The organism is Kribbella sp. NPDC000426, assembly GCF_040300265.1.
GTDB lineage: Bacteria > Actinomycetota > Actinomycetes > Propionibacteriales > Kribbellaceae > Kribbella.
Map to the genome: position 1 here is coordinate 192,390 of NZ_JBEPDK010000011.1, position 22,015 is coordinate 214,404.

A 22,015-nucleotide genomic window follows, 5' to 3' on the forward strand; every position below is an offset into this window, starting at 1 on the left:
GACTATCCCTTCATTCCGGACAGTGTGATCCCGGCGACGAAGTAGCGCTGGGCAAGGATGAAGACGGCGAACACCGGGACGATCGTGATCGTCGCGGCCGCCATCAGAGCGGACGTGTTGCTGAACTCCAGACCGCGGAACAGGGCGAGGGCGACGGGGACCGTCTGCAGCCGCTGCGAGTTCACGAAGATCAACGGACCCAGAAGGTCGTTCCAGGAGTCGACGAAGGTGAACAGCGCGACCGTGGCCAATGCAGGTGTCCCGAGCGGGAGCATGATCCGCGAGAAGATCGTGAAGACCCCCGCGCCGTCGATGCGGGCCGCCTCTTCCAGTTCCTTCGGGATTCCCAGGAAGAACTGTCTCATCAGGAAGGTGCCGAACACGGGCGTGAAGGCGCGCGGAACCCACAGCGGATAGTGCGTGTCCACCCAGCCCCAGTCGCGGAACACGGCGTACTGCGGGATCAGGTACACGATGCCCGGCACCAGGGCCGAGCCGAGCACGACGAGGAAGAGCAGGTCTCGTCCGGGGAAGTCCAGGCGGGCGAAGGCGAAGCCTGCGAGTGATGCCACCGCCAGGAGGAACACCACGTTGAGGAACGCGAGCTCGACGCTGTTCCACAGGTACCGCGGCAGGATGTGGAACGCGTCGGCGTAGTTCGCCAGTGTCGGATGGGCCGGGATGATCGACGACGGATGGGTGACTGCGTCAGGCCCGGACTTGAACGACGTACCGATCATCCAGAGCAGCGGGAACAGGAATCCCAGCGCGAGGACGGTCAGCATCGCGTAGTACAGGGTCCGCGTGAAGCGAGGGTTCGCGAGCAGGCGGGTGGCGGCCCCGAGATCGTTGGTCTGGTTCATTCGTAGAACACCCAGGCTCTCTGCAGCCGCCACTGGAGAATCGTGAGGGCTCCGATGATGAGGAACAGCAACCAGGACATCGCCGACGCGTAGCCGAGCTGACCCGACCCGAAAGCGACGTTGAACAAGCGGGTCAGGTACATGTCGGTGTCGTGCTCGGGTCCGCCGTGAGTCATCACGTACACGATCCCGAAGACCTGGAAGCTGAGGACGAACTGGCTGATGGTGACGAAGAACAACGACGGGGTCAGCAGCGGCAGCGTGATGTAGCGGAACCGCCGGAAGCGACCGGCGCCGTCGATGGCCGCGGCCTCGTTCACGGACTCCGAGATCGACTGGATGCCGGCGATCAGGACAATCATCGGATAACCCAGGCTCTGCCACACACTGGCGATAATCACCGCGACCAGCGCCCACGGGGAGGTGACCAGCCAGTCCGGGCCATGGATGCCGACGGCGCCGAGGATCGAGTTGAGTACGCCGTCGCGTCCCGAGTACAACCGGAACCACACCACAGCGACGGCTGCCGAGTTGGCAACGTACGGCACGAAGAACGCGAGCCGGTACACGACCATCGACCGCCGCGGAGAGCTGATCAGCGCGGCCAGGACGAGCGAGATCAGGACCGTCAGCGGAATGGCGCCGAGCATGAACAGGAACGTGTTGCGCACGACCTGGTGGAACAACGCATCCCGGGTGATGAGCTTGGTGTAGTTGTCCAGGCCGACCCAGTGTTTCGGTGTCAACCCGTCCCATTTGGTGAAGGAGGCATAGATCGTCAGCAGCATCGGATAGAGGTGGAAGACGCCCAGCCCGATCATCAGCGGTGCGACGAACAGGTACCCGACGAGGGACCGGCGGGGGCGCGCCGTCTTCCTCCCGCCGACCTCGGGGCGCCGCTCCACAGGCGGTCGTGCCGTCTCGACAGTTGTCATCGGTTTCCTTACGGATTGATCGTCGAGAGCACGTCGGGCTTCACCTTCGGCAGTACGTCGGACGCCCTGGCCTGACAGTTCTTGACCGGATCGAGCGCGGGCCGGTAGATACCGATGGCTTCCTCGATGTTCTCGACCCGTCCGGACCGGAACGAGTGATCAGCAGCGCCGAGGATGAGAGCGGCATTCGCGGGCGGCTTGCCGGCGACCGGCTTCCCGGCCAGCTCGGCCGACGACTTCAGACCGGGAATGAACGCGCCGGCCTTGGCGAACTGGTCGGCTCCCTTCGCGGTGGTCAGGTACTGCAGCAGCTTCCACGCGGCATCCTTGTTCGCCGCGGCCTTCGGGATCGCGAACACGAGCTGGTTGCCCTGGGTGATCTGGTCGGCCGAACCCGCCGGCACCGGCGCGACGTCCCAGTCGAAGCCCTTCACGTTGCTCCGGAAGTAGTCGACGAAGCTCGAAGCGCGCTCGATCATGCCGATCTGGCCCGCGGCGAACATCTCCGCGCCCTTCCCGCTCTGCGACAGCTCCGACCAGGCCGGTTGCACGCCGTACTTGCAGGTCAGGTCCGCGACCCACTGCACGGCTTCCTGGCCGGGCGGATCCGCGAGCGCGAAGCCCTTGCCGTCCTTGGTCCAGCGGCCTTCGCCGCCGTTGTTGACCGAGTACAGCGTCTCGAAGGCGGAGTCGTCGACGACGTCGGCGCCCCAGCGCTTGTCCTTGATCGTCAGCTTCTGGGCCGCTTTGACGAAGTCGTCCCACGTCCAGCCCTTGCCGGACCAGGTCGTCGGGGGAGTCGGTACGCCGGCCTCCTTGAACATCTTCTTGTTGTAGAAGATCACCCGGGGCTGGATTCCCAGGCTCCAGGCCGGGATGGATCCGTCCTGCTGGACGGTGCTGTTGTAGACCGCGTCGTAGTAGTCGCCGGCTTTCATGCCGGCGGACGAGATGTCGTCGCGGAGGTCCTGCAGCTTGCCGGTGGAGGCGTAGTACGGCAGGAAGTCGTCGTCGATACGCATGATGTCGGGCGGGTTGTTGGACCCCAGTACTGCGCGCGTCTTGGGCCAGTAGTCGCTGCCGGAGGCGGCGAACTGGTACTCGACCTGGATCCCGGTGTCGGCGGTGAACTGCTTCAGCACGGGCTCGAGGGGCGAACCCTCCAGTGCCTCCCAGTTCATCAGCACGACCTTCTGGGGGCCGGACGCGTTCCCGGCCTGTGCGCCGGAATCGGCATTCGAACAGGCGGCGAGCGAGATCAGTGCTGCGGCGGTCGTCGCGGCGACCAGCGCACGCGTCCGCGTCCCAAAGGCGATGGGCATCGCGAGTCTCCTTCAACTGGACTCTTGGTCTGGGAACTGTGATCAATCGATTGACCAGAGCACATTTTGTTGCAAAGTGTGTGGTCAATCGATTTAATGGCGACCGTAAGCGGTGGGAGCGGCGCAGTCAAGAGGGACCGCTGATCGGGTTCCCGACGGTGCCGGGCCCTGAGCTGCGATACTGCGCACTCGCCGAAAGGGGGACGGACTGATGGCTGACGAGGGCCGGGCCGGGGCATTGCGCCGCGGGCCGACGATCTCCGAGGTGGCCTCACGCGCCGGGGTCGACCGCGCGGTCGTCTCGCGGATCCTGAACGACGATCCGCGACTGAGGATCAAGCCGAGCACGAGGGAACGGGTGCTGGCGGTGGTTGCCGAGCTGGGGTACCAACCCAACGCGGCAGCTCGGAGCCTGCGGACGGCCCGTACGCGGACCATCGCGCTCCTCGTGCCGGACTTCGAGAACCCGGCGTACGGGCAGATCATCAAGGGAGCCGAGACTGCGGCGACGAAGGCCGAATCCGCGCTGTTGACCGCGTCGATGGAGCTCGGCGAGGAGAGCTTCGAGCACTACGCCAAGCAGCTCGGCAACGGCCGGGTCGATGGTCTCCTGCTGGCGGGCGGTGGCATCAGCGGGACGCGCGAGGAACACCTCGACCGTCTCGGCCCGCCGTGGCTGTGCGTCAACCGGACCGGGCCCGGCAAGCGCCGGTACGTCGTACTGGACGACGAGCGCGCCACCGAGGTCGCGGTCGCCCATCTGCTCGAGCTCGGTCACACCGACGTGGCCTTCTTGAGCGGCCCGTCCGACAGCGACACAGCCGAACGGCGTCGGCTCGGGTACATCGCGGCGATGAACAACGCCGGGCTGGATTCCGGGTTTGTTGCCCACGGCGACTACACGGCCGCCGGTGGAGCAGCCGGTATGCAGCAGATTCTTTCTGCGAAGAGACGGCATACCGCCGTACTGGTCGCGAACGTCGCGTCGGCCGTCGGCGCCTTGTATGCGGCACGTGAAGCCGGCGTGGAGGTACCGCGTGACTTGTCGGTGATCTCGATCCACGACCTGTCGATCGCAGCATTCATCGACCCTCCGCTGACGACGGTCCGGATGTCGCTGACCGGCCTCGGCGCCCGCGCCGTCGAGCTACTGCTGACCCGACCACGCAACGAAGAGATCCGCGAAGTCCTCCAGCAGCCCATCGACCTGATCGTCCGAAAGTCGACGGCCCCACCCGGCCGATGATTGCTACTGTCGCTCAGACAGCATGCGCCAGCTGGTGTGAGTACAGGTTGAGGTGGGCGTCGGCGGCTGCGGGCCAGGTGTGGGCGGCGGCGGTGTCGCGGCCGAGTTGGGTGCGGGTGGTGTCGCCGATGGCTGCGTGCAAGGCGGTTGCCAGCGCCTGGGGGCCGGTCGCGTAGGTCGCGGCTGCGCCGAAGATCTCGCGGAAGACCGGCAGGTCGGACAGCACCACCGGGACGCCGGCGGCGAGTGCCTCCAGCGGAGCGAGGCCGAAACCTTCCTTGACGGACGGGAACGCGAACACCTCGGCGCCTGCGACGAGGCCCGGCAACTCGGCGTGGTCGACCGGACCTAGTACGACGGGACTGATGCCGAGCTGTACCGCTCGGGTCTCCCAGCGCTGCCGGTACTCGCGATAGTCGAACAATGTCTCGCCGCCGGCGATCACCAACTTGGTCGCGCCGTCGAGAAGTGCTGCGGCTTCGAGCAGTTCGAGCGATCCCTTGCGGGGTTCGATGCCGCCGACGGTCAGGATATACCGGCCGAGCTCGGCACGCCAAGGCGCAGGATCGGCGGCGGCGAAGCGGGCCGAATCGACGCCGTTGGGGATGACCGTCGCCGTGATATCCCACCCTGTCGCGAGTTCAGCGGCGACCGCTGACGAGACACAGATGTGCGCGTACGGATCGACGATCGCTCGCTCGTGGCAGGCGGCGAGTTGCGGCGTGGTGAAGTTGTCGATGTGGTGCACCGTCCGGATGCAGGGTCCCGCGGCGTTCGCGCTGATGCAGTCCTGCGCGTGCACGACGTCGTACTGCGACCCGTCGAAGGCATCGCGCAGTACGGCGATCGAGCGAAGGATCCGTGCGCCGACGTCCTCACCCGGCACCTCCGGGAAGGGGACGACGGACAACCGCACCCGCGGATCGACCGGCCGGAAGAACGTCGTGTCGCCACCGCGGCCCAGCGACCAAACGGTGACGTCTTCGCCTTTCGCGGCCAGTGCTTCGGCCAGTGCGAGGGTGTGGACGACGCCGCCGCGCGGCTTGGTCGAGTAGCTCAGCAATGCGATCCGCATCAGTAGGCCTCCGGGCGGCGTTCGTCGAGGTGGTGCAGTACGCGGCGGGCCGTCTCGGTCTCCCCGCGGACGTCGACCTCCGCGATGGCGATACCGGCCTTGGACCACGTCCGCGCGATGATGTCGCCGCCCGGGCCGACCACCTTCGACTGGCCGAGGAAGCGCATGCTGCCGATCGAACCCGTGAGGTTCGACGAGACGAGTACCACCTGGTTCTCGGCCGCGCGGGACCGGTCGTAGAGATCGAAGAGCCGCGACTGGCGGTCCTCGTTCATCCGCGGCGCGCGGTTGGTGATGCTGGTCGGCCAGGCGGACAGGCACGCGATCAGGTCGGCGCCGTCGACAGCCAGTGCCCGGGCGGCCTCCGGGAAGGTCTTGTCGTAGTCGATCATCATGCCGAGCCGGCCGAGGGGGGTGTCGAACGCCGCGAATTCGTTGCCGGCGGCATAGATCGTCCGCTCGCCGCGTGGCTGGTGCACCTTGCGATGCTTACCGAGTACGCCGTCGCCGTTCACACACAGCGCGGTGTTGTAGCGGTCCGGACCGGCAGCCTCGCAGAAGCCGAAGCACACCACCATCTCGCCGGCCATCGAGATCACCTTGGCGATCAGGGGATCGTCGGGATCGAGGGCCGGTGGCAGGTCGTCCAGGTCGGGATCACTGAGGTCGGTGAGGTAGCCGCCGAGAGCCGCGTCGGGCAGGACGAGCAACTGGATCTCGTCCCGCCGGCCGTGCCGGATCAGGGCCTCGATGCGCGACAGGTCGAACTCGAGATCCCGGGTGAAACCGGCCGCCACCGCCCCGATCTTCAGCACGCTCACACCGCTGCGAGCTCAGGCGTCCCGTAGGTCTCCGGCCGCCGATCGCGTAGATGTCCCATCGACCGCCGGGCCAGGTCGAGCGCTTGCTCGACGTCCAACTCGGCGACAGCCATTCCCTCGGCGATGCCGGTGTCTGCGAGGATCTCGCCGCCCGGGTCTACGACCTTCGCGCCGGCCACGAACCGGAGCGAACCAAACGTGCCGGCTTGGTTGGCCGAGAGCCAGATCACCTGGTTCTCCAACGCCCGGGCACGATCGAACAGGTCGAACCGGCGCTTCCAGCGATCCTTGGCCAGGTCGGGATCCGGGTTCGTCCGGGCGCCCGGCCAGGCGGACATGCAGACGATGATCCGGGCGTCGTCCAGCGCCAGCGTCCGGGCCGCCTCGGGGAACGCCTTGTCGTAGCAGATCATCATTCCCAGCCTGCCGACCGGTGTGTCGAACGCTTCGAACCTGTCGCCGGCGGCGTAGTGCTCGTCCTCACGCAGCGGCTGATGCACCTTGCGATGACGACCGAGTACGCCGTCGCCGTTGACGCACACGGCGGCGTTGTAGATCAGGCCGTCCTCGGCTTCGGCGTACCCGGCGGTGACGACCATGTCGCCGGCCAACTGGGCGAGCCGCCTGATCTCCGGGCTGTCGCCGGCGAACGCCGGTGGCGCGTCGGCCGTCCCGTCGAGGCTCAGCAAGTAGCCGCCGAGGGTGCCCTCGGGCAGCGCGAGCAACTTCACGCCGGCCTCGCGGGCGCTCTCGATCAACGCCGCGACCTTGGCGAAATCAGCCTCCAGGTCGCGGTCGAAATTCGCGGCCACAGCCGCCATACGGAGAATCATGCTGCTCCCAATCCGGTCACGCGGCCGCTCAGTGCCTGGGTGACCTCGCCGTCCGGCCAACGAAGCTCGACGCCCTGCCCGGTCGTCAGCTCGCCGCAGATGGCTCCGACAGCTGGTCCGGCCTCCAGTTGCTGCGGCCCCGCGGTCAGCATGGCGTAGCCCGGGAAGCAGGTGAGCCAATCGCCCATCGATGCTGCGGCTGGTCTTGGTACTGCGGCCACATCGAGGACCGCGCCGCATCCGCTGGCTTCGGCGAGCATCCCGAGGGTGCCGACGACGCCCGCCATCGACACGTCCTTGGCCGCATCCGGGCGGGCTTGCCCGACCGCTGCAACCATCGAACGGAGTTCTGCCGGCTTCCGATGGCTCGTGGAATCCCACTGCCTCCCCGCGTATCCGGCTCGCCAAGATCCGCCCAGGTCGGCCGTCAGACGGATCGGTTGCCCTGCCCGGCCTCCACCGCCCGGTACCGGATTGGCAGTCCGCCCGAGAGCCGTCACGCTCAATGCCGCGGGGACGCCCAACTGTGTGTGCCCGCCGAGGATCGGTATGCCGTACGCATCGGCCGCTCGTCGAAGTCCGCGCAGGACCCGGCCGGCGGATGCGGCGTCCCGAGCACCGAGCGCGTCCAGCAATCCGACCGGTACGGCGCCCATCGCGGCCAGATCGTTGGCGTTCACGAGGACCGAGCACCAGCTGGCCCACTCCGGATCGCGTTCCACCATGGCCGGCATGATCGCGTCGCACGCGGCGACCAGATCACTGCCCGGCACCGGAGCGCCGTCGTCGCCGATGAAACCAGCCGGCCCTGTTCGTCCGAGCAGGGCGCCCAGATCCGACTTGGTGGTCTTGGCCAAGCGCGAGATCCGGTCGATCGGCCAGCGCATCAGCACATGTGGTGTGTTGGCCACGGCCGCCGGGCCGACCTTCTGCCAGCCCAGCCGCTCGAAGAATCGCTGCGTCCCCAGTTGCACGGTCGCGTCGAACCGCAGTACGCCGGCGGCCTCCGCGCGAGCGCAGGCCGAGTGAACCAGCGCCGCGCCTACACCTCGCGTCGCACCACCCGTCCGGGTGACGAGTCGTCCGCCCCGCCACCAGCCGATGTCCGGCTCGTCCGACGGAGGTCCGAGACGTACGCCCCCGAGAACGTCGCCGCGCGCATCACGGGCAATCAGTACGACGGTCCGTGGATCCTCGTCACGATCGTCCCGGTCGCTGTTCTCGAACAACCCTTGCTGGTCGACGAAGACGTGCCGGCGCAGCTCGTGATACGCAGCGACGCCTGCTGCGTCCGCCTCCTCGATCAGGAATGCCGGGGGCGGGTCACCGAGCAGCGCACTCACATCGGCAGCGCGCCGTACGCCGGTGGTCTGCACGACCGTCGCGCTCATGCTCCGGCCGCCGACAGCAGGCTGCAGGCACCGCACGCGGCGCACCCTGCGCCCTGGTCCGCGCCGCGCATTCCCGCGGCGGTGAGCAGATCCGCTACCCGGGCCGTCACGTCCAGAACCACGGCAGGGTCGGGTGGCTGTACGCCGTCCGCGCGGGCCAGCGTCCCGGCCATCGGCCGCAGCGGTACGACGAACGGATAGACGCCCTGCTCGATGAGTCCTTTGGCACCGGCAACCAACTCGTCCGGGTCCTCGCCCATCCCGACCAGCAGGTACGTCGACACCCGGTTCCGGCCGAAGACACGAACAGCCTCGCGCCACGCGGCGTGGTACTCGGCCAGGCCGACGGTCGACTTGCCGGGCATCCACCTGCGCCGTACGGCGTCGTCGAGGGACTCCACGTGGATGCCGATCGAGGTAGCGCCCGCCTCGCGGAGGTCGGCAAGGACGGCCAGGTCGCCGGGCGGCTCGATCTGGACCTGGATCGGCAGCCCGGGAACGGCCTGCAGCACAGCCCGCACGCAGCGGACCAGGTTGCGCGCGCCGCGATCCTTGCCGGTCGTCGTACCCGTCGTCATCACCATCTGCGTGACGCCGTCCAGCCGCACCGCTGCCTCGGCGACCTCGGCGAGCTGGGCCGGCGTCTTCGCCGCGATCGTGGCGCCGGTTCGCAACGACTCCTCGATCGAGCAGAAGCGGCACCGGGTCGACTCGTCGTAACGGATGCACGTCTGCACGACCGTGGTGGCCAGCACGTCCCTGCCGTGCAGCAGCGCGATCTGCTGGTAGGGGATGCCCTCGCTCGTCTCGAGGTCGTAGAAGCGCGGACGGCGGACGGGCTCGATCGACAGTCCCAGGCTCCGCCCGCGGCGGAAGACGGTTCCGTCCTTCACCTCATAGGGGCTGTCGGCAACGATCGGGAGGGTGGCGTTGGCGCCGTCGACGACCAGGTGTCCGTCGTCGCTCGGGCCGGCGCCCTTGCTACGGCGTACCGGTGCGTCCACCCGCACGCCGTACACCGCCATTTCCGCACGCACAGCCAGGCCGTCGACGCTCATCGGATACTCCTCAGAACATGTAGGTCGAGTTGATGATCGCGCCCTTGCGGGCGTAGTGGATCAGCGCGTCCTGCACGTCCAGGGGATGCGTGGGGATCACACCCTCGATCAGGTCCTCCTCGCGCGCACCGTGCAGCGACAGCCCGAACCGGCAGCAGTAGACCTTCCCGCCTTCGGCGATGAACGTCTTCAGCGACTCGTTGATGTTGTGCTCGCCCGGGAACGCGGAGTTGCCGGTGGTCGGGAAGCCGCGGGTGGCCAGGCAGTTCAGCGATCCCGGACCGTAGAAGTAGATCGCCGACTCGAAGCCCTTCCGCTGCGCGCGCGTCGCCTGCAGGATCGCGACGAAGCTCACCGACGACTCGTGCGCGATGCCGTGCACCAGCGTGAAGTAGGTCTCGCCGTCCTCCGCCTGGTAGTCGGGGAAGACCTTCGTGCCCCCGTAGATGCTCGAGCCTTGCGGCAGGGACGGGTGCGGGATCTCGCCGAGGCTCTTGATCTCGAGTTCGGTCAGTTCGGCAGTTTCGGACATCTGCTTGCTCCTTGATCGGGTCAGTCGTAAAGGTGCTCGAAGGTGCGATGGAAGACGAACTCGGCGAGCTCGCCGTCACCCATCGCCGCTTGCATCCGGGCGAGTTCGCCGGCGTGGTCGCCCCAGGGCTGGTCGCTGGCGAACAGCACCCGGTCGTGTCCCAGGCCGCGACGCTCGATCTCGGCGGCCAGCCAGCCGGGAGCGAACCCGATGGCCCAGGACAGGTCGGTATAGACGCGCTTGCCGGTCGCGATCCAGTCGAAGAACCGGGATCCGATCAGCTTGATGTGCCCGCTCATCCCGCCGCCGAAGTGGACCAGGTGCAGCGGTACGTCGGCGGCGTAGGTGTCGACCAGGTGACCGATGTGGTCGATGTCGGAGGCGGCACCGGGCGACGTGTGCACGTGCACGACCAGGTCGTTGCGGCGGGCAACTTCGAAGATCTGGTCGAGCTGCGGCCGGACGTCGTCGGCGGTGGGGTGGCCGCCCAGCAGGAAGCTCAGCTTCAGGGCCCGGACTCCCGGCTCACCGGCCAGCGTCAGCGCCTTCGTCGTGAGCTCGGCATCCTGCGGTCGCGGTGATACCCACAGGCCTGCGCGGATCCGGTCGTCGCGTGCTGCTGCCTCGACGACGAGGTCGTTGAAGCCGAAGGACACCGCCACGTCCGGGACGCCGTAGTTCGGGATCACCAGCGCACGTTCGGTGCCTTCGGCATCGAGATCGGCCAGCAGTTCGTCGACGGTCGCGCGGGCCTTGAGATCCGGGTTGACCGCGGGGCCGCCGTAGAACGGGTACGGCGGGAGTGTCCCGAGATGGCGATGCGCGTCGTACACCCGCATCTCACGCCACCGTCCGTCGCGGCGACCCGGCGATCCACGGGACGCCGGCCCGACTGCGGTTGACGACTCGGTTGACGATGTGGTCGACGACGTACGCGGCGTCGTCGGCGACACCGCCGAAGCGTCCCGAGCCCCAGGTGTGCTGCCACGGGAGCCCGATGAAGTACAGGCCTTCCGCGCTGGTCACGCCGCGGGTGTGGGTCGGGTAGCCGCGGCCGTCGAACACCGGGACCCGGATCCAGCGGTCGTCACGGCGGAAGCCGGTGCTCCAGACGACTGCGCCGATACCCTGCAGGGACAGCGATCGCGGTACGGTCCCGGGCTCCCAGACGGGCCGGTAGCGAGGCTCGGACGGGGCGTGGAGACCTTCGCTCGCGATGAAGGCGTCGATGGAGTCCTTGATTCCTTCGGAGACCTCGTCGGCGCGATCCAGGTTCTGCTTGAGGTCGTCGGCGAAGTACAGGGTGTGCGGGTCCGCGTCGACCAGCCGGCCGTACAGCCGCATGCCTTCCAGTGCGAACCTGCGCAGGTCGATGTCGCGACCGCCGTCCCGGCCGGTGACGTAGTGGTTCGCCCGGAATCGTACGGCGTCGGTGTCGTCGAACTCGTCGATCCCCTTGGCGTAGTACCCCATCCGGTCGAGCCAGGTGACGACATCGGCTCCGCGGTAGGACCGTGCGACCCTGGGCGCAGTACCGGTCAGCAGGTGGACCTGCCGTCCGGCCAGATGCAGGTCCTCGGCGATCTGGCAGCCGGACTGCCCTGTACCCACGACGACGATGTCGCCGGGTGGGAGCTGGTCCGGGTTCTTGTACTCCGACGAGTGGAGCTGGGTAACCGGCAGGCGCTCGGCGAGCCGGGGGATCCGTGGGCGCTGGTACGGCCCGGTCGCGATCACGACCTGGTCGGCGCTGATGGTCCCGGCCGTCGTGGTGATTCGGTAGCCGTGGTCGAGCTGGGTCGCACGCACGCCCTCGACGAGCGGGACGTCGTACGAGCGGCTGTAGTCCTCGAGGTACTCCACGATCTGGTCGCGGCCCATGAAGCCGTCCGGGTCGAGACCGCCGTACGCAAACCCGGGGAGTCTGCACTGCCAGTTCGGCGTCACCAGGCAGAACGAGTCCCACCGCCGGTTCCGCCACTCGCCGCCGGCCCGATCCGCTTCGAGAACGACATGGTCGATGCCTCGACGAGTCAGGTACCAACTGGTCGCAAGCCCGGCCTGCCCTCCACCGACGACGACCACCGAGTACTGCGCACCATCCCTCAGCTGCATCCCGGCTCCCGGCCTCGATCCTCCTGAACGCCTTCCAGTGAAGGCCCCCCGGATTGCCGAACCGTTGCCACCGGAACAAACTCACATTTCCGGATCCACGCCCCATGTTTCGCGTGGGTAACCACGAACTCCGGTCGTTGCAGCTGTTAGGAGGAAGCGTGCACCGTGTCGTACCGGGCCCGGGCTGCGGCGATCTCCGTCTGATGGGTCTCCGTCCAGCTGACCAATGACTGGATCGTCGCGTGCAGCGTGACGCCGAGCGGAGTGAGCTCGTAGTCGACGCGCGGTGGCACGACCGGATGCACGGTCCGGCTGACCAGCCCGTCGCGCTCCAGTTGGCGCAGGGTCACGGTCAGCATGCGCTGGCTGATGCCGTCAATGGTCTTCTTCAGCTCGGTGAACCGCATGCACCGGTTGTCCAGTAGCGCGATCACCAGCAACGACCACTTGTCACCGATCCGGTCGAGGATCTGCCGTACGTCGCAGTCCTCGCGCGTGTCCCACTGGAACGCGTCCTCGGTGCAGCCGGAGTGACTCGGTTCCTTTGAAGTGCCTTCTTCCACAACTCCTGATGGTTCCCGATGATGGGGTCAGTTACAAGAGGTAACCATGAAAGGGAGCTCCCTGTGTCATCAACCGTCACCCCGGAACGGCTGACCGGCCGTTCCTGGGCCGTTCTGTTCGTACTCTGCGGCGCGATCTTCCTCGAAGGCATCGACGTCTCGATGATGGGTGTCGCGCTGCCGTCGATCCGGGCCGAGCTCGGCCTGGCAACCGGCGAACTGCAGTGGATCGTCAGCGCCTACGCGCTCAGCTACGGCGGGTTCGTGCTGCTCGGCGGCCGCGCCGCGGATCTGCTCGGCCGCCGCCGGATGTTCGTGACGTGGCTGGTCGTGTTCCTGCTGTTCAGCGGGCTCGGCGGGTTCGCCACCGAGGGCTGGGTGCTGATCCTGGCCCGCTTCGTCACCGGTATCGCGGCCGCCTTCATGACCCCGGCCCGCCTGTCGATCATCACCACGACGTACCCCGAGGGACCGCAACGCAACAAAGCCCTCCTCGTGTACGCCGGGACCGCGGCCGGCGGGTTCTCCTTGGGCATGGTCACGGGCGGACTGCTCAGCGCGATCGACTGGCGGTGGGTGTTCTTCGCCCCGGTGATCGTCTCGGCAGCCATCCTGCCCGGAGCGATCGCACTGATCCCACGCGACACCCGGGCACCGGAGCGCGGCGGCTTCGACCTGGCCGGCGCGCTGACGCTGACCGCGTCGATGTTGTTGCTCGTAGCAACCGTCGTGCGTGCGCCCGACGTACCGCCGACGGTGACCGCGGCGACCGCGAGCGTTGGACTTGTCCTGCTGGCGGCCTTTGTGCTGATCGAGCGGCGTGTATCTACCCCGCTGATCAGGCTCGGGCTGCTGCGGAACGGCGCGCTCGTCCGGGCGAACCTCGGTGCGATTCTGCTGGTCGGATCGTTCGTCGGATTCCAGTTCATCGCGGTGCTCTACCTGCAAGAACTCCGCGGCTGGTCCGAGCTGGAGACCGGCCTCGCGCTGATGGTGATCGGCATCGACGCAGTACTCGCCCCGACGCTCACGCCATGGCTGGTGAATCGGTTCGGCAACGGCCGGGTCGTGCTCGGCGGCTTCGTCCTCGCGGCCCTCGCCTACACCGCGTTCCTGCCACTGGGCCAAACCTTCGCGGCGATACTCCCGGCGTTCCTGCTCCTCGGGCTGGCGTTCGCCCTCGCCTACGGCCCACTCACGATCGCAGCCACCGACCGTGTCCCCGAGCACGAGCAAGGCCTCGCAAGCGGCGTACTCACAACCTCCTTCCAATTCGGCTCGGCCCTCGGCCTAGCAGCAACCGCCGCAGTTCTCACCGCCAACGAACTAACCACCAACACCTTCCGAACAGGCCTCGCCGTACCACTGGCTGCCGCAGTACTGGGAATCCTCGTTGCAGGTCTGCCGCGGCGCCGGTCAGGCCAGCATGGTGCGGCCTAGCCAGTCGGTGGGGTTGTTTGGGGCGGGGAGGGCGAAGAAGTAGCCGCCGCCGAAGGGGGAGATGTAGTCGACGAGGGGTTCGTCGATGAGGAGGGTTTGGACGGCGGTGAACTGGCGGTCGAGGTCGGCGTTGAAGCAGATGAAGATCATGCCCTGGTCCAGTTGGCCGTTGGGTTCGATGCCGGCGCTGTAGTTGAAGCCGCGGCGGAGCATGCGGCGGTCGTCGGCGGTGCCGTCGTGGGGGTTGGCGAGGCGGGTGTGGGCGGTGAGGGGGACGGTGTTGCCGTGGGCGTCTCGGTAGTAGCTGGGGAGTTGGTGCTCTTCCTGGCCGGGGACTCGTTCGCCGGGGCGGCCGGAGAGCGGTGCGCCGGTGTCGCGGTCGCGGCCGAAGATTCGTTGCTGTTCGTTGATCGAGATGCGGTCCCAGAACTCCACGAACATCCGGATCAGGCGAACCACGTGGTACGAACCGCCGGTCACCCAGTCTGGTTCGTCGCCGCCGGCTTTCGTCCACACCAGCCGGTCGACGAGGTCGGGGCGGTCGAGGAACTCGTGGTTCGCCGTACCGTCCTTGAAACCGAACAGGTTGCGCGGGGTTCCGGTCGGGCGTGGGGGACTGGTGAAGCCCTCCATCTGCCACAGGACCTGCAGGTCGGCTCGGGTTGCGCGCATGAGGATGCGGAGGGCGTGCAGGACTGTGTCGCGGTGGTCGGCGCAGATCTGTAGCAGGAGGTCGCCGTCGCAGCGGTTGGGGTCGAGTGCGTCGTTCGGGAACTCGTCCATCGGGCGGAGGCGGGCCGGCTTGACCTCGGCGAGGCCGAACCGGTCGTCGAACAAGCTTGCACCGACGCTGACCGTGACGGTGAGACCGTCGGGCACCGTGCCCGGGCCGAGCACGCCGTTCTCGTACGGCGTCGACACGAGCCCGTCGTCGCTCCCACGTCCGGTCGGTACGTCGCCGCCGGAGACCAGGTAGCCGATCGTCGCCGTCAGCGTCTGGAACATCCGCTGAAGCGCCGCCCGGTCGGGCGCGGTCACAAGAAAGGCGACAACGATCGCCGCCTGCTGCGCAGGCTCGAGAATGCCGGCCTGGTGGGCGCCCTCGATGGGCCAGCCGGCCGGGCCGGCGCTGCCGGGTGCAGCGGTGGCAGGTTCGGCGGTGCTGGCGGGCACGGTGGTGTCGTGATCAGTCATGGGTGATCGGGCCTCGGTCGCGGGTGGCGTTGCGGGGGTCGAGGATGGCCGCGGTGTGGGCGAGGAGTTCGACGCTGTGCTGTACGGCGGCGTTGATCCCGGCCCGCTGCCGGACGGACAGTGCTGCGAGCCCGACCCAGCCGTCGTCGTGGTGGTGGCTGCGGACGAGTTGCTGGGTCAGTCGGAGCTGCTCGTCGGTCTGGTCCAGGTAAGGGTTCTGCTTGCGCAGGATCGGCCGTAGCGGCTCCAGCGCCTGCCAGACCCCGGTGATGTTGGCGTCCACGGTCGCCAGTTCGGTCTGGCTGCCGGCGTCACCGATCCCGTTCAGGTCCCACTGCAGCGCGTCCTCGAGGATCTCGTGCGCCCGTCGGCCCATGTCGATCGGCGTGATCGCGTTCGGCAGTGCCAGCTCGTCGGTGAGCTGCCCGACCGACTCGAGCAGCGCCTCGGCGTACGGCGTGATCGTCGCCGTCGGCCGGTCGTGCCACAGCATGGCCTCGATCTTCCGGAAGCCTGCGAAGTCCGCGTCCGCGAGAGGGACGCCGCGCGGCGGGTCGGCGTTGATGTCGTCGCCGGTTTCGCCGTACGCGCGGTAGGCCCCGCCCAGCGTCTCGTAGGTGAGGTGGGCGGTCAGCCAGGCGCGTCGGGCCGCCGCCGCGTCGCCGGCGAGCAGCGCGTCCCGCAGCTCTTCGACCTGCCGAGTCAGGGTGGGCAGCTGTCCGGTGATCCAAGCGACGTAGTTGTTGATCGGGACCCGCAGGTCCAGCCCGGTCACCGGGATGATCCCGTGTACGTCGTGCGGCAGGGGCGCACCGGTGACGACGACCGGTCGGCTGTACTTGATCGTGTAGTCGGTGATGCAGACCCACCGGTACGTCCCCGGCGGCACCGAGGCTGTCACCGCACGGCTGACGCCACGGCCGAAGTGCTCGACCTCGAGGTAGATCCGCTCGGTCGCTGGGTCCTCGAGATAGACCTCCGCGCCCGCCCCCTCGTTGTTCACGAAGACGAAGTCGTACCGCCCGGCCGGTCCGCCGAGCCAGTCGTCGATCCCGTACGGCGAGCCGACGACGAGTTCGATCGGCTGCGGCCGGCTCGACGGCTGTGGTGGTGCGGCCGCCGAGGCCGTCGTACTGCTCACCGGGCACACGCTGGGCGGCGGTTGTGAACGGATCCGATGCTGCCTCCGACGGGCCGGTGAACAGCGGGTGACCGGCGGACTGGTGGAGCTCGCGAACTCCCTGAGTCTTCAGCGACTGTTCACGAGGCGATGCTCGCGAGGTCCGGACCTTTCGCAGTTGACTGTGGGGGACTTTCCACCACGAGAGGCAAGGTAGTAAACCCATGTCTGACAACGATTCGGCATCCGCGGACGGCACCATGGCGGCCACGGAGCGCAACCGGATCAGCCGGCGCCGGCTGATGCAGGCCGCCGGCGCCGCGGGTGCCGTTGCCGCCGCCGGGGCGCTGACGACCGCCCCGGCCGACGCCGCACCGAACGCCGCAACGAACACCGCCGCGACCCAGGAGGCCGCCGCGGCCGACACCCAGACCGGCCCGGCGCAGCGCTCACGTCGTACCGGCACGATCAAGGACCTGAAGCACGTTGTGATCGTGATGCAGGAGAACCGGTCGTTCGACCACTACTTCGGCACCCTCGACCTGGCCGGCGCGCGCGGCTTCGCCGACAAGCAGGTGCTGACCTGGCAGAACGGCCAGACGATCTACTACGACCCGAACAGCCGCGCCGAGGGCTACCTGCTGCCGTACCACGCTGACAGCCTCAAGTACAACGCGCAGAACACCAGCGCGCGCAACCGGTACTTCATGGAAGCCGACGTGCCGTGGCACCACGCGATCGCCAAGGCCTACACGATCGGCGACCACTACTTCTGCTCGCTCGACACCAGCACGAGCCCGAACCGCATCATGATGTGGGCCGGTACGAATGACGCGGCCGGCACGCAGGGCGGTCCGGTCATCAACAACAACGGCGACTACGGCTACGCGTACAAGTTCAAGACGTACCCGGAGACGTTGCAGGACGCCGGTGTCAGCTGGCAGATCTACGTCAACAACGACACCGACGACGACTTCCTCGGCGACTACACCGACAACACCGTGCGGTCGTTCGCCGCGTTCGACCCGAAGAACGCGAACCCGGAGAACACCGTGCCCCGCCAGGGTCTGCTTGCCCGCGGCAACGTGGTGTACGCCCACACCACGCAGCCGGCCGGTATCAAGAACGACACCTCGAACGTCGACTACGTACTGCGGGACTTCATCGCCGACTGCGCGTCGGGGGACATCCCCGAGGTGTCGTGGGTCGTCGCGCCGGCCGCGTGGACCGAGCACCCGACGTACGCCCCGAACAACGGCGCGGTCTACACCAACCGGGTGATCCAGGCGGTGCACGAGAACCCGGAGCTGTGGGAGTCGACGCTGATCATCCTGAACTACGACGAGCCCGACCACGCGAACCGCATCGGTGAGGGCGGCTTCTTCGACCACGTCGTGCCGCCGATCCCGGAGGCCGGAACCGTCGGCGAGCGGGCGCCCGGGATCAAGCCCGGCATGGGCGGCCGCGTGCCGTTCGTGCTGGTCTCGCCGTGGACCCGGGGCGGCTTCGTCAACTCCGAGGTCTTCGACCACACCTCGACGATCCAGCTGATCGAGGAGTGGACCAAGAGCCTCGGCCGGCCGGCGATCTGCGAGAACATCAACGACTGGCGGCGCAGCGTCTCCGGCAACCTGGTCTCGGCGATCGACTTCGGCAACTTCGACACGTCGTTCCCGAAGCTCCCGAACCCCGCCGACCTGCTCAAGTCCGTTGTCACCGACGCCGGTCTGCCGCCCGTGCCGCAGCCGGCGGTCGGCGCGCAGGTCATGCCGACCCAGACGATCACCGGTAAGGCCAAGCGGAGCCCGCTGTCGTTCCAGCCCAACGGCGTACTCGTCGAGAACCCCGTGACCGGGGCAGTGACGGCCACCTTCACCGTCGAAGGCGGTCCGAGCGGCAAGGCGGTCAACCTGGTCGGGCTGGCCGACAAGTACGTGCCCGCCCTGGTCGGCGCCGAGCCGCTCGGCATCGGTCAGGACGCGCTGCCGCTCACGGCCGGCAACCACCGGCCGAAGTCGTACACCTGGGACACCAAGGCGACGAACGGCAGCTATGCGTTCACCTTCTACGGGCCTGACCACTTCATCCGGTCCTTCGCCGGCACCGTCGTACCGGCCGGCGACAAGACCTCGGCCCAGCCGCGGGTCGACGTCCGGCTGGTCAAGGGGCACAAGGCGGCCGTCGAATTCACCCTGACTGCCGCTGGCAGCCGGTCGGTGACCTACACGCTGACCCCGAACGACTTCACCGGCCGGAAGACGACCATCCAGGTCCCCGCGGGCAAGCACAGCGTCGTCACCTGGCCGACCGAGGACGGGTACTACGACGTAGTCATCACCGCAAAGGAGTCCACGGACTTCCAGCAGCGGTACGCCGGCCGCACCGCGCAGAAGTGATCCTTCGCGCACGGCTGTGACCTGACCACGATGTGCCCGCGGTCCCACCGGACCGCGGGCACATCTGCGTGGTCGGGACGAATCGGGTCTATCGGCCCGTGAACGAAGGCCTTTCGGTGCGTGGTCGCGGGGAGTGGTGTTCGCGAAGACTTTGAGCAACACGTTCACCACTCCCTGGCCGCGTCGAGCGGCTGAAAGGAACCGATCATGCGCCGCAAGACGTTCGATGCGCTGCTCACCTCCGCCGGGTTCGTTCTCGCGATCGTTCTGGTCGCGGCCGGCGGTTTGTTGCTGTGGGCCCATAACTTCGTCGACAACCAGGTCCACACTCAGCTCGCCGCACAGCAGATCTTCTTCCCGAAGGCCGGCAGCGAGTCACTCGAGGACCCGGCCGTCAAGCCGTACCTGTCGCAGTACGCCGGCCAGCAGTTGGTGACCGGCGCCCAGGCCGAGGCGTACGCGAACCACTTCATCGCCGTTCACATCAACGAGATGGCCGGTGGGAAGACGTACGCCCAGCTGTCCCAGGAGTCGCTGGCCAACCCCAACGACGCCAAGCTGGCCGGACAGGTCCAGACCGTGTTCCGGGGTGAGACGCTGCGCGGGCTGCTGCTCAACGCCTACGCCTTCGGCAAGATGGGACAGATCGCCCTGTACGCCGCCATCACCGCGTTCGCGGCGGCCGGGATCCTGCTGATCCTGTCGCTGCTCGGCTACGCCCACTTGCGCCGGGTCCCCGCCGACGCCGAGGTGATGCCGAAACTGACCGGCGCGGTACCCCACACCGCTTGATTCCGGCAGCCAGAACCGCCGGCCCGTCCCCGGGCCGGCGGTTCTGTCGGTCCGGACCAGGACGGCGCGCCGTCAGGTGGAACAGTTGACGGAACGGCTTACCCTGAAGGGGATACCCGACGGTAGCGGCATCGGCCGTCTGACCCAAGGAGGGCGCCATGCCCACCTCACCCGCTGAGAAGAATGCGGCTGCGCCCGCGTTGCACTGGTATCTGACCGAGCCGGGCCGCAGCGTCGTGGACTTCGGCCAGTTGGCAACGGCGCGCTCCGTACTGCGGTCGGCTCCGCGCGGTGACGGCCATCCGGTTCTGGTCCTGCCGGGTTTGCTCGCCTCGGACGCGTCCACCACGTCGCTGCGCTGGTTCCTCGGCCGGCTGGGCTATCCCGCCCACGGCTGGAGGCTCGGCCGGAACGTCGGTCCGACCCGGGCCACCGTCGACGGAATCCGGCGGCGGCTGCGGCAGGTGTCGGCGCGGCACGGTCAGGCGGTGAGCCTGATCGGCTGGAGCCTGGGCGGTATCTACGCCCGGGAGCTGGCCAGGGAGATGCCGTTCCTGGTGCGCGACGTGATCACCCTGGGCAGCCCGTACCGGCTGCACGGTCGGGCGGAGACCCCGGCGCACAGGGTGTTTCGATTGTTGTCACATCTGCACATCCCGGACTCCGAGATGCCGCCACCCGAGCACACTAGGCCACCGCTGCTGATGCCCGCCACCTCCGTCTACTCCGAGCACGACGGCATCGTGCCGTGGCAGGCCTGCGTCGAACCTGCCGGTCCGCGTCGGCAGAACGTCGCGGTCACCGGGAGTCATCTCGGGTACGGGCACAATCCTGCCGTCCTCTGGCTGGCCGCCGACCGGCTGGCGCTCGCGCCGGGTCACTGGCAGCCGTTCGTTCCGCCGACGGCTCTCGCCCGCCACTATCCGGGGAACGCGACCAGGCGGGTCAGCTGATCGCGGCGAGTTCGTCCAGGCTGCGCTCGATCCCGTCGACGAGTACGGCCAGGTCGCGCTCGCTGTAATCACCGGTCACACCGAAAGCAACCGAGTCGCAGTAACTCATGATCGAGACGCCCGTACGCACGGTCGAGCCGATCGGCACGTAGGGGATGATCTCCACCAGCCGGCGTCCGAGCGCGTAGAGCGGCTGCCGAGGACCGGGAACGTTCGTGACGACCGTGACGACGGACCGCTGCGGCGACCGGGCCGCCAGCCGGTAGCCCGACGCGATCAGCGGGAACGGTTCGCGGCGGGCGAGCTCGGTCAGCAGGGCGACCGAGTCGATCTCGTGATCGGACTTCAGCTCGTCCAGCCGCTCCCGGACGGCCGCCAGCCGGTCGGCCGGATCGTCGAGATGAACCGGCAGCCGCGCGAGCATCAGTGAGACCCGGTTGTCCCGGATGCCTTCTTCGCCCGGCGCCCGGATGTTGACGGGAACGAGGGTCCGGACCGAGTTCTCCCGCGGGATCTCGCCCCGGGACAGCAGCAGTTCGCGGAATCCGCCGGCGACGGCGGTCAGTACGACGTCGTTGAACGTACCGCCCAACGCGTGCCGGATCTGCTTCACCTGCGACACCTTCGCGCGGCCGAACGCGAACCGCCGGCTCGCGGACAACGAACCGGTCAGGGACGACCTGCTGGCCGGCCAGAGTGCCTCGGACAAGGCCCAGAGCCCGCTTCCGATGCTCCACGACCGGTACGCGAGCATCGCGGGCCGGCGCAAGCCGTCGGCAGCCAGCCGGAGCTGCCGGAGCGGCGTGAGGACGAGCTGTCCGAGTGCCGTGGCGGTCAGGCTGATCGTCGTCGGCCGGTGCTGTGGCGCCCACTCGTCGGGGACCGCGGGCTGCGGCTTCGGCGTGGGGTCGAGGACGACGCCGTACAAGTCGGTGCCGGAGACGCCGTCCACCATGCAGTGATGCACCTTGGAGACGAGTGCCCACCGGCCGTCGCGGAGCCCTTCGACCAGCCAGTACTCCCACAGCGGGCGGTCGCGGTCGAGACGTGCGGACATCAGCCGAGCCATCAGTGCGCTCAGCTCCTCGTCGCCGCCGGGCGCCGGCAGCGCCGTGTGGCGGAGGTGGTAGTCGAGCTCGAAGTTCTCGTCGTCGTACCAGACCGGCGGCCCGAGATCGAACGGGAGCTGCCGCGCCTTCTGCCGGTACCGCGGGATCAGCGGCAGCCGGCCCCTGAGCAGCTCGGCGAACTCGGCGTACGTCGGCGCCGGGCCTTCGAAGACCGCGATCGACGAGATCGCCATCGAGACACCGGGCTCCTCGTCCTCGGCCTCGAGGAACAGCGCGTCGAGTGGGGTCATCCGGTC

20 protein-coding genes are annotated in these 22,015 nt (G+C 68.1%); 5 read left to right on the forward strand and 15 right to left on the reverse strand.

What is annotated here, in order from left to right:
* Nucleotides 1-2: 2 nt before the first annotated feature.
* Genes ABT313_RS41915 through ABT313_RS41925 form a run of 3 tightly spaced genes read right to left on the reverse strand, consistent with a single transcriptional unit; the run spans nt 3 to nt 3,120 of the window.
* Nucleotides 3-863, reverse strand: a complete 861-nt coding sequence (locus ABT313_RS41915; protein ID WP_350866207.1) for a carbohydrate ABC transporter permease — start codon at nt 861-863, stop codon at nt 3-5.
* Nucleotides 860-1,798, reverse strand: a complete 939-nt coding sequence (locus ABT313_RS41920) for a carbohydrate ABC transporter permease (protein WP_350866208.1) — start codon at nt 1,796-1,798, stop codon at nt 860-862. The genes ABT313_RS41915 and ABT313_RS41920 overlap by 4 nt, the downstream gene beginning before the upstream one ends.
* Before the next feature lie 8 nt (nt 1,799-1,806).
* Entirely contained in the window at nt 1,807-3,120 is a 1,314-nt protein-coding gene (locus ABT313_RS41925) for an extracellular solute-binding protein (protein WP_350866210.1), read from the reverse strand.
* A 211-nt stretch (nt 3,121-3,331) separates the two neighbouring features.
* Between ABT313_RS41925 and ABT313_RS41930 the strand changes: the two genes are divergently transcribed.
* On the forward strand, nt 3,332-4,366 hold the full coding sequence (locus ABT313_RS41930) for a LacI family DNA-binding transcriptional regulator (protein ID WP_350866212.1): 1,035 nt from the start codon (nt 3,332-3,334) through the stop codon (nt 4,364-4,366).
* A 13-nt stretch (nt 4,367-4,379) separates the two neighbouring features.
* On the opposite strand, the gene ABT313_RS41935 is transcribed toward ABT313_RS41930, so the two are convergent.
* The 9 genes from ABT313_RS41935 to ABT313_RS41975 form a co-directional block, all read right to left on the reverse strand.
* Nucleotides 4,380-5,441: an MSMEG_0565 family glycosyltransferase gene (locus ABT313_RS41935; RefSeq protein ID WP_350866214.1), complete on the reverse strand. Its 1,062-nt coding sequence runs from the start codon at nt 5,439-5,441 to the stop codon at nt 4,380-4,382.
* Nucleotides 5,441-6,256, reverse strand: a complete 816-nt coding sequence (locus ABT313_RS41940; RefSeq protein ID WP_350866216.1) for a carbon-nitrogen hydrolase family protein — start codon at nt 6,254-6,256, stop codon at nt 5,441-5,443. The genes ABT313_RS41935 and ABT313_RS41940 overlap by 1 nt, the downstream gene beginning before the upstream one ends.
* A 2-nt stretch (nt 6,257-6,258) precedes the next feature.
* Nucleotides 6,259-7,083: a carbon-nitrogen hydrolase family protein gene (locus ABT313_RS41945; protein ID WP_350866218.1), complete on the reverse strand. Its 825-nt coding sequence runs from the start codon at nt 7,081-7,083 to the stop codon at nt 6,259-6,261.
* A gap of 8 nt (nt 7,084-7,091) precedes the next feature.
* Entirely contained in the window at nt 7,092-8,522 is a 1,431-nt protein-coding gene (locus ABT313_RS41950) for an MSMEG_0567/sll0787 family protein (RefSeq protein WP_350866219.1), read from the reverse strand.
* Nucleotides 8,483-9,544, reverse strand: a complete 1,062-nt coding sequence (locus ABT313_RS41955) for an MSMEG_0568 family radical SAM protein (RefSeq protein ID WP_350866221.1) — start codon at nt 9,542-9,544, stop codon at nt 8,483-8,485. The genes ABT313_RS41950 and ABT313_RS41955 overlap by 40 nt, the downstream gene beginning before the upstream one ends.
* Nucleotides 9,545-9,554: 10 nt before the next feature.
* Entirely contained in the window at nt 9,555-10,076 is a 522-nt protein-coding gene (locus tag ABT313_RS41960; protein WP_350866223.1) for an MSMEG_0572/Sll0783 family nitrogen starvation response protein, read from the reverse strand.
* A 20-nt stretch (nt 10,077-10,096) separates the two neighbouring features.
* A complete protein-coding gene (locus ABT313_RS41965; protein WP_350866225.1) occupies nt 10,097-10,915 on the reverse strand; it encodes an amidohydrolase family protein in 819 nt (272 codons plus the stop codon).
* A gap of 1 nt (nt 10,916) precedes the next feature.
* On the reverse strand, nt 10,917-12,191 hold the full coding sequence (locus tag ABT313_RS41970; protein ID WP_350866227.1) for an MSMEG_0569 family flavin-dependent oxidoreductase: 1,275 nt from the start codon (nt 12,189-12,191) through the stop codon (nt 10,917-10,919).
* 146 nt (nt 12,192-12,337) lie between these two features.
* A complete protein-coding gene (locus ABT313_RS41975) occupies nt 12,338-12,754 on the reverse strand; it encodes a winged helix-turn-helix transcriptional regulator (RefSeq protein ID WP_350866228.1) in 417 nt (138 codons plus the stop codon).
* A 63-nt stretch (nt 12,755-12,817) separates the two neighbouring features.
* Between ABT313_RS41975 and ABT313_RS41980 the strand changes: the two genes are divergently transcribed.
* The gene (locus ABT313_RS41980; RefSeq protein ID WP_350866229.1) at nt 12,818-14,194 is read left to right on the forward strand and encodes an MFS transporter; all 1,377 of its coding nucleotides are present in this window, start codon (nt 12,818-12,820) and stop codon (nt 14,192-14,194) included.
* On the opposite strand, the gene ABT313_RS41985 is transcribed toward ABT313_RS41980, so the two are convergent.
* Together ABT313_RS41985 and ABT313_RS41990 are read right to left on the reverse strand one after the other, a co-directional pair.
* Nucleotides 14,171-15,388 carry a Dyp-type peroxidase gene (locus tag ABT313_RS41985; protein ID WP_350866231.1) on the reverse strand — a complete coding sequence of 406 codons (1,218 nt, stop codon included), beginning with the start codon at nt 15,386-15,388 and terminating at the stop codon, nt 14,171-14,173. The two genes, ABT313_RS41980 and ABT313_RS41985, sit on opposite strands and share 24 nt — an antisense overlap.
* The gene (locus ABT313_RS41990) at nt 15,381-16,529 is read right to left on the reverse strand and encodes an EfeM/EfeO family lipoprotein (RefSeq protein WP_350866233.1); all 1,149 of its coding nucleotides are present in this window, start codon (nt 16,527-16,529) and stop codon (nt 15,381-15,383) included. Before ABT313_RS41990 ends, ABT313_RS41985 begins: the two co-directional genes overlap by 8 nt.
* Before the next feature lie 203 nt (nt 16,530-16,732).
* Between ABT313_RS41990 and ABT313_RS41995 the strand changes: the two genes are divergently transcribed.
* From ABT313_RS41995 to ABT313_RS42005, 3 genes are all read left to right on the forward strand, one after another.
* Nucleotides 16,733-18,904, forward strand: a complete 2,172-nt coding sequence (locus ABT313_RS41995) for an alkaline phosphatase family protein (protein WP_350866235.1) — start codon at nt 16,733-16,735, stop codon at nt 18,902-18,904.
* Nucleotides 18,905-19,111: 207 nt separating this feature from the next.
* Entirely contained in the window at nt 19,112-19,696 is a 585-nt protein-coding gene (locus tag ABT313_RS42000; RefSeq protein WP_350866237.1) for a hypothetical protein, read from the forward strand.
* A 158-nt stretch (nt 19,697-19,854) separates the two neighbouring features.
* Nucleotides 19,855-20,649, forward strand: a complete 795-nt coding sequence (locus ABT313_RS42005) for an esterase/lipase family protein (RefSeq protein WP_350866239.1) — start codon at nt 19,855-19,857, stop codon at nt 20,647-20,649.
* On the opposite strand, the gene ABT313_RS42010 is transcribed toward ABT313_RS42005, so the two are convergent.
* Complete coding sequence (locus ABT313_RS42010; RefSeq protein ID WP_350866333.1) at nt 20,642-22,009, reverse strand: WS/DGAT/MGAT family O-acyltransferase; 1,368 nt, start codon at nt 22,007-22,009, stop codon at nt 20,642-20,644. The genes ABT313_RS42005 and ABT313_RS42010 overlap by 8 nt on opposite strands.
* Nucleotides 22,010-22,015: the final 6 nt, after the last annotated feature.

Coding starts and splice junctions, on each gene's coding strand:
- ABT313_RS41915 (WP_350866207.1), bottom strand. CDS start 863: ATGAACCAGACCAACGATCTCGGGGCCGCCACCCGCCTGCTCGCGAAC.
- ABT313_RS41920 (WP_350866208.1), bottom strand. CDS start 1,798: ATGACAACTGTCGAGACGGCACGACCGCCTGTGGAGCGGCGCCCCGAG.
- ABT313_RS41925 (WP_350866210.1), bottom strand. CDS start 3,120: ATGCCCATCGCCTTTGGGACGCGGACGCGTGCGCTGGTCGCCGCGACG.
- ABT313_RS41930 (WP_350866212.1), top strand. CDS start 3,332: ATGGCTGACGAGGGCCGGGCCGGGGCATTGCGCCGCGGGCCGACGATC.
- ABT313_RS41935 (WP_350866214.1), bottom strand. CDS start 5,441: ATGCGGATCGCATTGCTGAGCTACTCGACCAAGCCGCGCGGCGGCGTC.
- ABT313_RS41945 (WP_350866218.1), bottom strand. CDS start 7,083: ATGGCGGCTGTGGCCGCGAATTTCGACCGCGACCTGGAGGCTGATTTC.
- ABT313_RS41955 (WP_350866221.1), bottom strand. CDS start 9,544: ATGAGCGTCGACGGCCTGGCTGTGCGTGCGGAAATGGCGGTGTACGGC.
- ABT313_RS41960 (WP_350866223.1), bottom strand. CDS start 10,076: ATGTCCGAAACTGCCGAACTGACCGAACTCGAGATCAAGAGCCTCGGC.
- ABT313_RS41965 (WP_350866225.1), bottom strand. CDS start 10,915: ATGCGGGTGTACGACGCGCATCGCCATCTCGGGACACTCCCGCCGTAC.
- ABT313_RS41970 (WP_350866227.1), bottom strand. CDS start 12,191: ATGCAGCTGAGGGATGGTGCGCAGTACTCGGTGGTCGTCGTCGGTGGA.
- ABT313_RS41985 (WP_350866231.1), bottom strand. CDS start 15,388: ATGACTGATCACGACACCACCGTGCCCGCCAGCACCGCCGAACCTGCC.
- ABT313_RS41995 (WP_350866235.1), top strand. CDS start 16,733: ATGTCTGACAACGATTCGGCATCCGCGGACGGCACCATGGCGGCCACG.
- ABT313_RS42000 (WP_350866237.1), top strand. CDS start 19,112: ATGCGCCGCAAGACGTTCGATGCGCTGCTCACCTCCGCCGGGTTCGTT.
- ABT313_RS42005 (WP_350866239.1), top strand. CDS start 19,855: ATGCCCACCTCACCCGCTGAGAAGAATGCGGCTGCGCCCGCGTTGCAC.
- ABT313_RS42010 (WP_350866333.1), bottom strand. CDS start 22,009: ATGACCCCACTCGACGCGCTGTTCCTCGAGGCCGAGGACGAGGAGCCC.